Raw genomic sequence first — 14,944 nt, 5'->3', positions numbered from 1 at the left:
GAGCGATATAACAGGTGTATAATAATCCTATAACAGCGGAACTTGATATTCAAATTTTTTTGTTGAGGTGAAGAAAATGAGCAAGGTTCCTTATGAAGTTTACACAGAGGAAGTTGAGGCGCTGTCCGTACTTTCTCCGGATGGTGAAATTATCAATAAAGATATGTTGCCTAAACTTACAGATGATCAATTGAAAGAAATTATGTATCGAATGGTATTTACACGTACTTGGGATGACCGTGCCGTTAACTTAGGCCGTCAAGGACGTCTCGGTTTCTACGCTCCGGTATCCGGACAAGAAGCAACCATGATTGGTAGCGAATATGCGCTCCAAAAAGAAGACTTTATTGCACCAGGCTACCGCGATATTCCGCAAATCGTTTGGCATGGCCTGCCATTATACCAAGCTTTCTTGTATTCCCGTGGTCATCAACACGGCGGCCAAGTGCCGGACGGTGTTAATGTACTGATGCCGCAAATCATCATTGGCGCGCAAATTTTGCATGCTATGGGTATTGCTATGGGTTACAAGCTGAAAAAACAAAAACAAGTCGCCATTACATATACAGGTGACGGCGGTTCTTCCGAAGGTGATTTCTACGAAGGCCTGAACTATGCTGGTGTATACAAGTTGCCAGTTATTTTCTTTGTGCAAAACAATGGTTACGCGATCACGACTCCATTCTCAAAACAAACGGCTGCTCTTTCGATCGCTCATAAAGCAGTAGCTGCTGGTATTAAAGGCGTGAAAATTGACGGCATGGACGTGCTTGCAGTTATTAAAGCCGTTCAAGAAGCTGCAGAGCGTGGACGTAATGGTGAAGGTGCTACATTGATTGAAGCCGTAACATACCGTTTCCGCCCACATTCCCTTTCTGATGATGCAACAAAATATCGTTCTAAAGAAGAAGAAGGCGAATGGAATGCGAAAGATCCAATTGCCCGCTTTGCGAAATACCTTGAGAAAAAAGGTCTTTGGACTGAAGAAGATACAGCTCGCGTAAAAGAAGAAGCTAAGGCAAAAGTGAACGAAGAGATCAAAAAAGCCGAGAAAACAGAAAAAATGACAATTCCTGGCCTGATTGATAGCATGTTCGAAACAACGCCTAAGCACTTGGAAGAACAAAAAGCTGATTTTAAATAATTGGACTTGAAAGAGACCGGGCGGTAACCCGATCCGGTCTGCTTTTCGATTGACCTGAACTGAAATTGATCTGTCAATGTTTAAGGAGGAAATGAAGCAAATGGCACAAATGAACATGAAAGAAGCGATTCGTGACGCACTGCGCGTAGAGTTGAAACGCGACCCTAACGTCCTGCTTTTCGGTGAAGACGTAGGTCATGTAGGTGGCGTATTCCGCGCTACAGAAGGTCTGCAAAAAGAATTTGGCGAAGAACGTGTATTCGATACTCCGCTGGCGGAATCCGCAATCGGGGGTCTTGCTGTGGGTCTGGGTATTCAAGGCTTCCGCCCTGTAGCTGAAATCCAGTTCGTAGGCTTTATCTTTGAAGCACTCGATCAAATGGCAATTCAAGCATCCCGTATGCGTTACCGTTCCGGTGGACGTTACAATTCTCCAATCGTATTCCGTACACCTTTTGGTGGCGGTGTTAAGGCAGCCGAGCTGCATACAGATTCCTTGGAAGGTCTTCTGGCTCAAACACCTGGTATCAAGGTTGTTGTTCCTTCCAACCCTTACGATGCAAAAGGTCTTATGATTGCGTCTATTCGCGACAACGATCCAGTATTTTTCATGGAGCATTTGAACCTATATCATGCATTCCGCGCTGAAGTTCCTGAGAATGATTACACAGTTGAACTTGGCAAAGCTAATGTAGTTCGTGAAGGTTCCGATGTGACGATCATTACTTACGGTATGATGGTACACACTTCGATTAAAGCTGCTGATGAGCTGGAAAAAACAAAAGGTATCAAAGTAGAAATCATTGATTTGCGCACCATTAGCCCGATTGACATTGATACCATTGTTGCTTCTATTCAAAAAACCAATCGTGCGATCGTTGTTCAAGAAGCGCAAAAGAGCTCCGGTGTAGCTGCTGAAGTTATTGCACAAATTAACGAAAAAGCAATCCTGCATCTGGAAGCACCCGTTCTGCGGGTAGCAGGTCCGGATACCGTTTATCCTTTTGCTCAAATTGAAGATACTTGGTTGCCAACGCCAACACGTATCATTGATGCGGTTAATAAAGTATTGGAATTTTAATTAAAGCACACCGTAAATTTGGGAGGTTTTAAACGTGGCTAAATTTGAATATAAATTCCCGGAGCTAGGTGAAGGTCTTCACGAAGGCGAAATCATCAAGATGCACATCAAGCCCGGCGACAAAGTAACTGACGAAGATATCATCATGGAAGTGCAGAACGATAAGGCTGTAGTTGAAGTTCCTTGTCCGGTTAGTGGTACAGTACAAGAAGTATTTGCCAAAGACGGCGACATCTTTAACGTAGGTCAAGTCGTAGCTGTAATTGATGCAGAAGGTGAACTTCCTGAACAAGAAGATGCACCGGAAGCACCAGCTGCTAGCCCTGAGCCAAGTGCTGCTGCACAAGGCGGAGCTGCAGGTGTAGCTAGATTTGAATATAAATTCCCAGAGCTGGGTGAAGGTCTTCACGAAGGCGAAATCATCAAGATGCACATCAAGCCCGGCGACAAAGTAACAGATGAAGATATCATCATGGAAGTACAAAACGATAAGGCTGTAGTTGAAGTTCCTTGTCCGGTTAATGGTACAGTACAAGAAGTATTTGCCAAAGACGGCGACATCTTTAATGTAGGTCAAGTTGTGGCTGTAATCGCTGCAGAGGGTGAGCTTCCTGAACAAGAAGAAGCACCAGCTGCTGCTAAACAAGAAGAGGATGCTGCAAAAGGCGGAGCAAACACGAAACCAGCTGCAACTCCTGCTGCTTCTAACAAAGACGTACTGGCTACACCTAGCGTCCGCAAATTTGCTCGTGAGCAAGGTGTAAACATCGCTCAAGTGAGTGGCTCCGGCAAAAACGGTAAAATTACCAAAGAAGATGTAGAAGCTTTCAAAAATGGTGGAGGTCAAGCGGCTGCACCAGTAGCGAAAGAGGCTGCAAAAGCACAAGAGCCTGCTAAGAAAGAAGCGAAAGCTGCAGCATCATCCGCACCAGCAGTAGATGCGCGTGCTGAGGAAGAGCGCGTACCATTTAAAGGTATCCGCAAGGCTATTTCCAATGCTATGGTTAAATCGGCTTATACGGCTCCGCACGTTACGATTATGGATGAAGTAGATGTGACTGAGCTGGTTGCTTTCCGTACTCGTATCAAACCAATTGCTGAGAAGAAGGGCACAAAAGTAACATACCTGCCATTCATCGTAAAAGCTTTGGTTGCTGCTTCCCGTCAATTCCCGGCTCTGAATGCCAGCATCGACGAAGAAGCGAACGAAATTGTCTACAAAAAATACTACAACATCGGTATCGCTACAGATACAGACAACGGCTTGATCGTTCCTGTTATCAAAGATGCTGATCGTAAGAGTATCTGGATGATTGCTGATTCCATTCGTGATCTGGCTGTGCGCGGTCGTGATGGAAAATTGGCTGCGAACGAAATGAGAGGAAGCACAATTTCCATCACTAATATCGGTTCTGCAGGCGGTATGTTCTTTACTCCAATCATTAACTTCCCTGAAGTTGCGATTTTGGGTACTGGCCGCATCAGTGAAAAAGCAGTCGTGAAAAACGGTGAAATTGTAGCCGCTCCAGTAATGGCTCTTTCCTTGAGCTTTGACCACCGTATTATTGACGGTGCAACTGCTCAAAACTTCATGAACTATATCAAACAGCTGCTCGCTAACCCTGAGTTGCTTGTTATGGAGGTGTAATCAATGGTAGTAGGAGACGCTTCTCTGGATATTGACACATTGGTTATCGGTGCGGGTCCTGGCGGCTATGTAGCTGCCATCCGTGCCGCACAATTGGGACAAAGCGTATTGATCGTTGACAAATCTGAGCTGGGCGGTGTCTGTCTGAACCGTGGATGTATTCCATCCAAAGCTTTGATCTCTGCAGCTCATCAATACGAAGCAGCTAAACATGGCGAGTCTTTCGGTATTACGGCTGAAAATGTAAAAGTGGACTTCGCTAAAACACAAGAATTCAAAAACGGCGTTGTTAAGAAAATGACAGGCGGCGTAAGCGGCTTGCTCAAAGGCAACAAAGTTGAAGTTTTCAATGGTGAGTGCATGTTCATCAACGAAAACGAAGCGCGTGTATTCAACGAACATGAATCACCACGTTACCGTTTTAAAAATGCAATTATCGCAACAGGTTCCCGTCCAATCGAACTGAAACCATTCCCGTTTGGCGGACGCATTCTGTCTTCTACAGAAGCATTGAACCTGCCTGAAATTCCGAAAAGCCTGATCGTAATCGGTGGTGGATACATTGGTGCAGAGCTTGGACAAATGTACTCCAAATTCGGTTCCAAAGTAACGATCATTGAAGGTATGGATACAGTGCTTCCTGGTTTCGACAAGGATATGACTTCGATCGTTGCGAAAAGCATGAAGAAAACTGGCATCGAAATCTTCACTGGCGCTAAAGCGGAAAGTGCAGAGCAAACAGATAAAGACGTAACGGTGAAATTCTCCGTTAACGGCGAAAGCAAAGAAGTAACTGCTGAATATCTGCTTGTTACTGTTGGACGTCGTCCAAACACAGACGGTGAGCTGGGTCTGGATCTGATCGGTGTAGAACTGGATGAGCGCGGAATGGTGAAAGTTGACCACCAAGGACGTACTAGCATTCCTCATATCTTTGCAATCGGCGATATCGTAGCTGGTCTTGCTCTGGCACACAAAGCTTCTTACGAAGGTAAAGTGGCTGCTGAAGCAATTGCAGGCGAGCCGTCTGTAGTAGATTACAAATGTATGCCAGCTGTTGTTTTCACAGATCCAGAATGCTCTAGCGTAGGCTACACAGAAACACAAGCCAAAGAAAAAGGCTACAATGTCAAAGTTGGCAAGTTCTCTTATGGAGCAAACGGTCGTGCCGTTTCCCTGAACGCTGCTGATGGCTTTGTAAAAATCGTAGCTGACGCTGATACAGGTCTGGTACTGGGTACGCAAATCGTAGGTCTGGAAGCTTCCAACCTTATTGCTGAGCTGGGTCTGGCGATTGAAATGGGTGCTACACTCGAAGATATCTCCTTGACTATTCATGCTCACCCTACATTGGGCGAAATCGTTATGGAAGCAGCGGAAGTCGTGCTGGGTCATCCAATCCATGCACTGGCACCACGTCGCTAATACCATTTTCATTATCTCGTTTTTGGTTTTCATACATGACAAAGAGAGGCAAGGAGCGCTATATTTGCGCTCTTTGTCTCTTTTTTTTCAAACTTTAGGATTTTCAGGACTACCATGAAAATTCACACAGTACATGGCCAACGAAGCACCGTACATGATAAACTAACTATAGATATTGGTGCAGAAAGAGAATTTTAAAGATTAGAATTTGGCGATGCCAGGTTTTAATCATGCTCAAAGGAGAGGAATAACGTGCGTAACTATTTGGAATTGCTGGAGGATATTTTAGAGAATGGAGTGAAAAAAGAGGATCGTACAGGGACGGGAACACTATCTGTTTTCGGAAGACAACTCCGTTTTGATCTGGCCAAGGGCTTTCCCTTGGTGACCACCAAAAGAGTACATTTGAAATCCGTTATTCATGAGCTGTTATGGTTTTTGCGAGGAGATACCAACATTTCTTATCTCAAGGAGAACGGAGTTACCATTTGGGATGAATGGGCGGACGAGCAGGGGAATCTGGGGCCTGTATATGGATCACAATGGCGCTCGTGGGAAACAACAGATGGGCAACATATTGACCAAATTGCGAATGTCATTGAGGCTATTAAAAATAATCCGGATTCACGTCGACATATCGTCAGTGCTTGGAATGTGGCTGAAATCGAATCGATGAAGTTGCCGCCATGTCATTTTGTATTTCAGTTCTATGTAGCTGGAGGGAAGCTTTCCTGTATGTTAACGATGCGTTCTGTGGACACCTTTCTAGGGCTGCCGTTCAACATCGCAAGTTATGCATTGCTAACGCATATGGTTGCACAGCAGTGCGGTTTGGAGCCCGGCGAATTTATTTGGTCAGGCGGCGATGTGCATATTTATTCAAATCATATGCAACAAGTGCATACGCAGTTGGAACGTGATCCTTATCCGTTGCCTCAGTTGAAAATTCTGCGCAAGCCGGATTCGATTTTTGATTATATCTACGACGATTTTGCTTTTGAAAATTACGAGTATCATCCAGGGATCAAGGCGCCTGTCGCCATCTGATTAGAGGAGGTGGAAAAATGGGCATTTCAATGATATGGGCTATGGCACAAAATGGTGTGATTGGCCGGGATAACAAGCTTCCCTGGCGCCTCCCTAGAGACATGGCCTTTTTCAAAGAGCAGACGATTAATAAAACGGTACTCATGGGACGCAAGACGTGGGAATCCTTTGGAGGAAAAAGTCTGCCAAACCGACGTAACGTCGTCTTGACTCGAGATCAACGCTATCAGGCGGAAGGTGCAGAAGTGATTCATTCATTGGAAGAAGGACTCCAATTAGCCAAGCGGGATGAGCTAATGGTCATTGGGGGAGCGGAGATTTATTCACTGTTTTGGCCACATGCTGATCGGCTGATTGTGACTCGGATTGAGGAGTTTTTTGAAGGCGATACAACGTTCCCTGAACTGGATTGGAACGGCTGGAATATAGTCAGTGAGACCCCGGGTATCAAGGATGACAAAAATCCCTATGAGTATCGTTTTGTTGTTTACGAGAGAACGGAATAAGAATAGACTGTATCCGACTCCCCTCATTTGAAAAATTAATAAACCATATAAAAAATCCTTTTGGCTGTTGATGCAGAAACTTGCATAAGTTTTCATCACTTTTACGCTGTATTGTGATACAATAAATCAAATTCAACGAGAACAGACCCTTTCATAATACAAACAGACAAATTCGAATTTGACTTAAATTCTGAATGGATGATCGGGGTTCATAAGCGAAGAGATGGGGGAACGTAACATGTCTACACCAACTGGATTTATGGAATACACACGACAGCTTCCTACAGACCGGGACCCGGCAGAGCGTATAAAGGATTGGGAAGAGTTCCATAAGCATATGTCTGAAGAAGAGCTGCGTACCCAAGGGGCGCGTTGTATGGACTGCGGAACTCCTTATTGTCATTCGGGGATGGATATCATGGGAGCAACTTTAGGCTGCCCGGTTCATAATCTCATTCCGGAATGGAACAATCTCGTATATCGTGGTTTGTGGAAGGAAGCGCTAGAGCGGCTGCACAAAACGAATAACTTCCCGGAATTCACAGGTCGTGTCTGTCCTGCGCCATGTGAAGGTTCGTGTACAGTCGGCCTGATCGGACAGTCTGTTACAATTAAAACCATTGAGGAAGCTATTATTGAAAAAGGCTTTGAGGAAGGTTGGGTCGTTCCTAATCCGCCAGAAAAGCGTACAGGCAAACGAGTGGCTATTGTTGGTTCGGGTCCGGCAGGTTTGGCAGCAGCGGCTCAGCTTAACAAAGCAGGGCACAGCGTGACTGTGTATGAGCGTGCTGATCGTGTGGGTGGATTGTTGATGTATGGAATACCATCTATGAAATTGGATAAGAAGGTTGTCCAGCGGCGTGTGGATTTGCTGGAGGCTGAAGGTATTCAATTCATCACCAATACGGAGATTGGCAAAGATATCCCTACCGATCAGCTGATTGCTGAATATGATGCGGTTGTCCTATGTGGTGGTTCTACGAAGCCAAGAGAATTCAACATTGAAGGTAGCGATTTGAAGGGTGTTCATTATGCAATGGATTATCTGAATGGTACCATCAAAAGTTACTTGGATTCCAACCTGGAAGATGGCAACTATTTGTCCTCCCAAGGTAAGGACGTTATTGTAATCGGTGGTGGTGATACGGGGTCGGACTGTGTAGCTACTTCTTTGCGTCATGGTTGTCGGAGTGTCACTCAATTTGGCACTCACACCAAAGCGCCTATGGAGCGTGACCCGATTGCCAATCCTTGGCCGCAATTTCCAAACGTGTATTCTCTCGATTATGCACAGGAAGAAGCGAAGGCGTTGTTTGGAGAAGATCCGCGTGAGTTCTCCATCATGACGACCAAATTTGTAGGTGATGAGGACGGTAATCTGAAAGAGCTGCACACCATTCAAATTCAACGGATTGTTGATGAAACGGGTCGCAAAATCTATCAACCGATTCCAGGTACGGAGCGCGTATTCCCTGCACAAATTGCTCTTATTGCCATTGGATTTGATGGTCCTGAGCAAACGATTGTAGAGCAAATTGGTTTGGAGACGGATCGTCGCTCCAACGTTAAAGCACGTTATGGAAAATATGTTACCAATGTGGATAAGGTTTTTGCTGCAGGTGATATGCGTCGCGGACAAAGTCTTGTCGTGTGGGCTATTAATGAAGGTCGAGAAGCTGCACGAGAGGTTGATAAATACCTCATGGGCGCTACCGTTTTGGTGTAATTATAAATTTTATGTTACGGATTAGTCAAAGCTCCATCTTCGGATGGGGCTTTATTGTATTTCAAGCTGAGTCTTCCAAAAGCGAAAAATGAATCAATGATTATTGAACTGTGAAATATTGCGAAATTCATGTTAGGTAATATAACTTAAAATTAATCATCTCACCATATATTTCTTATCTGCATTGATCATAACATAAAAAAGAGCGTTTGGTGTAGCTTTTTTATAGAAAAAAGAATTATTTCACAAGAAAATTTGATGAAATCTGATATATATGTAATATAAATTAACATATACATAACTTTCATTGACTGTTTAAAATCAGTACCTGAGAGAACCATGGTATCTATGGTATAATACACGTATATTGTTGAAGCGTTTGACTAAATGAATTTACAAAGGAGCTTTCGTCGGGAGAAGGCTCCTTTTGCATGAGGCCGGGATACCTGTGTTTTCATTAACATTCCATGTATATGTATGATTCATGGAGGAGAAACAGAAGGCCGTCAGGAAGGAATGGAGTATGAATGAAGACGTTGATTATTGCTGAGAAACCAGATATGGGACGGACGATTGCCGCTGTTATGGAGCCGCGGGCTAAAAATAACCGTACCTATTTGGAAGGGGAGAAATACATTGTAACCTGGGCGATCGGACATTTGCTGGGTTTGGCTGAGCCGGATGCATACGATGCTAAGTACAAACGATGGAATATTAAGGATCTTCCTATTATCCCTGAGCAGTTCAAAATTGTACCAAATCCGAAAACAAAAGATCAGCTGAAAATGATTGGTGAACTGGCAAAACGCTGCAATGCCATCGTAAATGCTTGTGATGCTGGACGGGAAGGGCAATATATTTTTGCGTTGATTCAGCAGCAATTAAAGTTGCATCAGCCAGTTAAGCGACTGTGGATTTCAGACTTGACAGCGGAAAGTATTGCGACAGGCTTTGAACGATTGCGAGATGCTTCGGAGTTTGAATTTCTGACTCAAGCTGCGAGAGCACGAAGTGAAGCGGACTGGCTGATCGGAATGAATGCTTCCAGAGCGTTCACAACACGACATAACACACTGCTGTCGGTAGGACGGGTGCAGACTCCCGTGCTGGCACTGATTCATGACCGGGAAAAGGAAATTGAGGCATTTCAGTCTCAAACCTTCTATGACGTGTGGGCTGAGTTTAAGCAAGATCAGATCAAGTACAAAGGTGCGTGGCAGGGGGATCGGCTGACGAAGTCAGAGGAAGCTGAGGAAATCGCTGCGGCGGTTCGTGGAAAAACAGGTAAAATCACCAAATATGACACGAAGCAGACAAAAGAGTATCCTTTTAAATTGTACGATTTAACACTGCTTCAACGCGAGGCGAATGCCAAGTACGGTTATTCGGCCAAAAAAACACTGGATGTGGCACAAGCGCTTTATGAGCGTCACAAGGTCATTTCCTATCCGCGTACCAATTCTAACTATGTGACAGAGCAAAATATAGACGGCATGCACAAGGCATTACGGATGCTGGGGACAGGTCCTTATGCTGATCTGGTCCAACAAGCCAACCCCAATTTGGTTCATAAACAGAATAAATCGGTCTGCAATCCATCTCGTGTCGAGGATCACCATGCTATTTTGCCGACGTTAAAAAGGCCAGGAACACTAAGCAAGGAAGAGCAAAATGTATATGACCTGGTTATTCGCAGGTTTTTGTCGCATTTTTTTCCGCCTGCTGAATACAAAATGCATACCGTGATGACACAGGTGGACAAGCATCTGTTTAAAACAAATATTAAGGAGCTTCTTTCCTTGGGTTGGAAAGTAGTTTTAAGTAAGATTGATCAGGATAAAGGTAAAAAGAGCAAATCACCGAAAAAAGAGGATGAAGAGGAGACGGACGAGTGGACGGACAAGAAGTTTGAGATTGATGCGGGACGTCCCGTGGATTGTGTTCGCGCCGAGATGAAAGAAAAGGCGACTCAGCCCCCTAAAAGCTACACGGAGGGTACATTGCTTAAGGCGATGGAAAGCGCGGGTAAACAGATGGAGAATGAGGAATTGCGTGAGGTCATGAAGGATGCCGGTTTAGGCACACCTGCGACGCGGGCCGCCACAATTGAACGATTGAAAAAGGTTGGCTATATTGAAATGAAGGGTAAAAAGATTATTATTACGGAAAAGGGAAAGATGGCTATTGACCTGATCCGTCATGCCGGGGTTGATCTATTAGCCTCCCCGGAGATGACAGGTCAATGGGAACGTCGCCTGCATCAAATTTCCAAGGGTGAGGCGGCTCAGGAGAAGTTTATGGAGAACGTTAAAAGATTTACGTTGTCCATCATTGACAAGGTGAGGCAGCAGCCACCGGCTCCGGCAAATGCCTTTGGTGAGGAAGCAAGGGGGAAGCGTGCGGCTGGAAAAGAAGGCGCACGTAGTGCGCGTGCGAGCGGACGCACCGCCGCCAAAGGGGTAGGGCGTGCTACATCAGGACGCGGTGGCAGCGCTGGAAGCGCAACTCTGGAGCAAGCAGCACCACCAGCACGCAGCTCTTCCGACGGATCCTCAGGCATTTCAGTGAGCCAAAGGCAAGCTTTAGGTAGTTGCCCACGCTCTAATTGCGGCGGAAGCATTATTGAAGGCCGCAAGGGGTATGGGTGCAGCCACTACAAGCAGGGCTGCGGCTTTGTCGTCTGGAAGGAATATGCTGGCAAGCAGATTACGGGAACGATGCTCAAGTCTTTGTTGACAAAGGGACAGACGCAGTTGCTATCTTTTAAGCGTAAAGATGGATCGACCGTCAAGGCGCGAATTGTTCTGAATGAACCAGGTACAGGGCAACTTAGCGTTCGTGAGGAAGATTGATACAGGAGGAAAACTGATACAGGTAGAAAACAATGTTTTCAAAGATAGATAAAATAAGGATTTTTTTAGCCGTCATCAGGTGACTTCTGAATTCATCAGGAGTCATCCTTTTTTATATTCAGCACACCAAAAATCCCCATTAGAGATGTCTATATAACATTTTATTAAACATTTGTAAGCTTTCAACCGATAAAGAAATAGGGGTTATGCAAAAGTAAATTTTCCAGGTAGTTAATAATGAAAACTCTATGCGTAGCGTTCAAAAATAACTTCACTTAACGAATTGAACAATCAGGAAGTAAAGTTATGCGTTTTAAAACGAGAACTCAATCGTTTGACCAGAAAACTTTTTTACGGAAGATGGTGGAAGACCATGGAGGAGAAAACGGTAGCTGCAGCAGGTTTACAGCAATTACGCAAGCTGGGCAATTCAGATTTAAAGCTGTCCCCGCTTGGGCTCGGCTGCTGGCAGTTTAGCAACGGAAAAGGGATAGTCGGGAAATTCTGGCCGGTGCTGCGGCGGGAGGATATACGGCAAATCGTTCGGACTAGTTTGGAAGGTGGGATTAATTGGTTTGATACCGCTGAAGCATACGGTGGCGGACAGTCTGAGCAGCTACTGGCTGGCACGCTGAAAGAGATCGGAGGATCGCTCGCGGAGCAGGCGAATATCGCTACGAAATGGTGGCCTGCCTTTCGCACTGCAGGCAGTATCACAGCAACGATTGATGAACGTATTCGCCACTTGGATCAACGGACGATTCACCTTTATCAAGTGCATTCGCCTTACTCCTTTGCTTCGGTCGGTGCCGTGATGAATGCGATGGCTAAACTGGTCGAGCAAGAAAAGATTAAATATGTGGGTGTAAGCAACTTTTCCGCGCAACAAATACGTGAAGCTGATCGTGTGCTGCGAGAGCACGGCCTTCGCCTGGTTTCGAATCAGGTGAAATACAGCCTGCTTGACCGGAGAATCGAGCAGAACGGAATTCTGGACACGGCCAAAGAGCTCGGTGTGGCGATCATCGCCTACTCCCCGTTAATGCAGGGAATATTAAGTGGAAAATTCCATAAAAATCCCTCTCTGGTCAAGTCTATCAAGGGACCGCGCAAGTGGACAGCGGCATTCCGGGATTCGGGCCTGCAGAGATCGAAGCCGCTGATTGAGTTGCTGGAACAGATGGCTCAACAGTATAATGTGACGCCAACGCAGATTGCTCTGAATTGGCTGATTAACGCCCACGGAGAGAATGTATTTGCGATACCTGGGGCTTCAAAGGTACATCATGCCGAGGAAAATGTGAAGGCGATGCAGTTTACCTTGACAGCCGGAGAGATTGAGATAATCAGCAACGTTTCCAATCAAGTGCTGAGATCGAAGTAATCATGGCTAAAACAGTGAAAAAAAAGGGATATCGCCTCTTCTTCTGACGATGCTGGACGGCAAGGGCATGCTCCTTCCTTGCTAGAGATAAGCGGGACGTTTCTTGTAAGGACGTTCTTTTCTCCGTGGCGGCTATGCCCTGGAAATATTCTCCGCAGTAAGCTTGCTTGTTACTGATCAGTTGTGCAGATGGATATCTCGGAATCTCGGGGGGTGGATGAGGGGAATAACAAAATAAACTTGAGTTGTCGAACTACAGGAATTTGATGGATCACTGAAGTATCCCAATCAGCATCTAACAACGTATTGAAAAGATAAATAAAAATAAAACCTTCAGTTCACAAGGTTATCACCTACCGAATGGTAGGGAGAAGAAGTGCAAAAATATACTTATTTATTCCCGTTAATCGTAAACACCTCGAAAGTGGTGGACACAAAGCCATGGGTCTAAAGCTGCATTAAACAGCTATGATTGCCAGGTTGCCGAAGGAAACCGGACGAAATCTGCTATCTGTTTCTGTGTTTTTTTTATGGGAACAGACTTCTTTTAGTTGCAGCGGGAAAGCATTTGGGCATATGGAGTAAAAGGCATGGATGATTAAGAACAGGAGGAATTTTTATGGAAACGAGCATAATCACTATTAAGGAGTACCCGTTAAGCTCCTATCAGAAAGACATATGGTTCGAACAATGCATGCACCCTGGAAAACCTATTTACAACATTGGTGGATATGTTGAGGTTAAAGGAAACCTGGATTTGGCTATCCTTAAGGATTCCATGCAATTATTAATCAGGCAGAATGATTCCCTCAGTACCCGTTTTATTAATAAAAAGGGAGAACCTTATTTAACATTCCTGCCAGAAGTTGAATATGAAGTTCCGTTATATGATTTTTCGATGAATGAAAATCCAAATTCTTTTTGCATTAACTGGATGAAGGAGGAATTTTTAAAACCTTTTCAATCGGAGAACTATTATTTTCAATTTGATATATTGCAAGAGGCCCCGAATATATACTTCATTTTTCTTAAAGTTCATCATTTGGTGATCGATGGATGGGGATTTGCTCTCTTAGTCAGTCAAATGTTTGACAATTACAACAAATTGACGCAAGGAATTAGTGAAATGAACAGAACTGTCTATTCCTATGCTGATTTTATATCAGATAATCAGGATTATCTGAATTCTCCGGCCTTTTTAAAAGACAGGGAGTTCTGGAAGAACAAATATCAGACCATTCCCGAGCCTCTGTTGAGCAGAGGAGCGGACATTGATGATGGTGATGGCAATTCTGTTTGGAGCGATCGGCGAACCTTAACTATAAACAAGACCTTATACAATCGAATGATTGAATTTTGCAAAGAGGAAGGATGCTCATCATTCCATTACTTTTTAGGCATAATGTTTCTTTATTTCAGTAGGGTTAGCAACAGGAATGAAATGGTAATCGGCGTCCCGGTTTTTAACCGGGGTAAAGCGAAATATAAGCAGACTATGGGACATTTTGCCAACGTGCTGCCGCTGCGGATCAGCCCCGAAGAAGATATAAGCTTTAAAGGGCTGATAAAGAACATCAAACGTGAGCTTATGCAGTGCTATCGGCATCAGAAAATGTCTTTCGGTGAAATCTACCGGACGGTTTACGAGAATGTCCATGAGAAAGGGAAACTATTTGATATATCGCTTTCTTTCGAAGAACAGGAAAACAGAGAGAGCTTTATCGGCACAGCAACCCGGATTGTAAGCATGCCGCATCATCATGAAAGGAATGCACTCAATCTCCTGATATGGGGACAAGAAGGAGAAACGGATGTAGCCGTAAATTTTGACTATCAGATACAGGCTTTTGAAAGATTCATCCCCATCGAGAACGTGATCCGCCATTTTGAATATTTATTCGCACAAGCCATGGAGCAAAGTGAAACTCTTATTTCGCAAATTGGGATCGTACCTGAGGAAGAGAGCAGTGTGCAGCTCCATGATTTTAACCGCACAGCGGCTGAATATCGGAAGGAACAAACGATCCATGGGCTGTTGGAGGAACGAGCGGAGCAAAGAGCAGATCATCCGGCTTTGGTCTGGGGTGGGCAAACACTGACCTACCGGGAACTGAACGAACAGGCGAACCGA

The 14,944-nt window shown here is 44.8% G+C and carries 10 protein-coding genes and 1 riboswitch; all 10 genes read left to right on the top strand.

The genetic code is table 11. From position 1 onward, the window contains the following. Positions 1-76: 76 nt before the first annotated feature. Positions 77-1,144: a pyruvate dehydrogenase (acetyl-transferring) E1 component subunit alpha gene (gene pdhA, locus AC5ELV_RS04990; RefSeq protein ID WP_013310511.1), complete on the top strand. Its 1,068-nt coding sequence runs from the start codon at positions 77-79 to the stop codon at positions 1,142-1,144. Between the two features lie 100 nt (positions 1,145-1,244). After that, positions 1,245-2,225 carry an alpha-ketoacid dehydrogenase subunit beta gene (locus AC5ELV_RS04985; RefSeq protein ID WP_025716112.1) on the top strand — a complete coding sequence of 327 codons (981 nt, stop codon included), beginning with the start codon at positions 1,245-1,247 and terminating at the stop codon, positions 2,223-2,225. 34 nt (positions 2,226-2,259) lie between these two features. Further along, positions 2,260-3,873 carry a 2-oxo acid dehydrogenase subunit E2 gene (locus tag AC5ELV_RS04980; RefSeq protein WP_493429360.1) on the top strand — a complete coding sequence of 538 codons (1,614 nt, stop codon included), beginning with the start codon at positions 2,260-2,262 and terminating at the stop codon, positions 3,871-3,873. A gap of 3 nt (positions 3,874-3,876) precedes the next feature. Then, on the top strand, positions 3,877-5,298 hold the full coding sequence (gene lpdA, locus AC5ELV_RS04975) for a dihydrolipoyl dehydrogenase (RefSeq protein ID WP_493429359.1): 1,422 nt from the start codon (positions 3,877-3,879) through the stop codon (positions 5,296-5,298). Positions 5,299-5,550: 252 nt separating this feature from the next. Continuing rightward, positions 5,551-6,345 carry a thymidylate synthase gene (gene thyA / locus AC5ELV_RS04970; protein ID WP_493429358.1) on the top strand — a complete coding sequence of 265 codons (795 nt, stop codon included), beginning with the start codon at positions 5,551-5,553 and terminating at the stop codon, positions 6,343-6,345. A 17-nt stretch (positions 6,346-6,362) separates the two neighbouring features. Beyond that, on the top strand, positions 6,363-6,851 hold the full coding sequence (locus AC5ELV_RS04965) for a dihydrofolate reductase (RefSeq protein WP_493429357.1): 489 nt from the start codon (positions 6,363-6,365) through the stop codon (positions 6,849-6,851). Between the two features lie 238 nt (positions 6,852-7,089). Continuing rightward, positions 7,090-8,577 (top strand): glutamate synthase subunit beta, encoded by a 1,488-nt coding sequence (locus tag AC5ELV_RS04960; RefSeq protein ID WP_493429356.1) that lies wholly within the window; start codon positions 7,090-7,092, stop codon positions 8,575-8,577. Positions 8,578-9,104: 527 nt separating this feature from the next. After that, a complete protein-coding gene (locus tag AC5ELV_RS04955; protein ID WP_493429355.1) occupies positions 9,105-11,429 on the top strand; it encodes a type IA DNA topoisomerase in 2,325 nt (774 codons plus the stop codon). Positions 11,430-11,802: 373 nt separating this feature from the next. Beyond that, positions 11,803-12,813 (top strand): aldo/keto reductase, encoded by a 1,011-nt coding sequence (locus tag AC5ELV_RS04950; protein ID WP_493429354.1) that lies wholly within the window; start codon positions 11,803-11,805, stop codon positions 12,811-12,813. A gap of 398 nt (positions 12,814-13,211) precedes the next feature. Then, positions 13,212-13,301, top strand: a riboswitch (cyclic di-GMP riboswitch). 131 nt (positions 13,302-13,432) lie between these two features. Then, positions 13,433-14,944: condensation domain-containing protein (locus AC5ELV_RS04945; RefSeq protein WP_493429353.1), on the top strand; the 1,512-nt coding region annotated here is incomplete at its 3' end.

It is taken from the genome of Paenibacillus sp. NMA1017, assembly GCF_058895805.1.
Note: the sequence above shows the minus strand (reverse complement) of the source record. Positions and strands in the feature narration are given on the sequence as shown.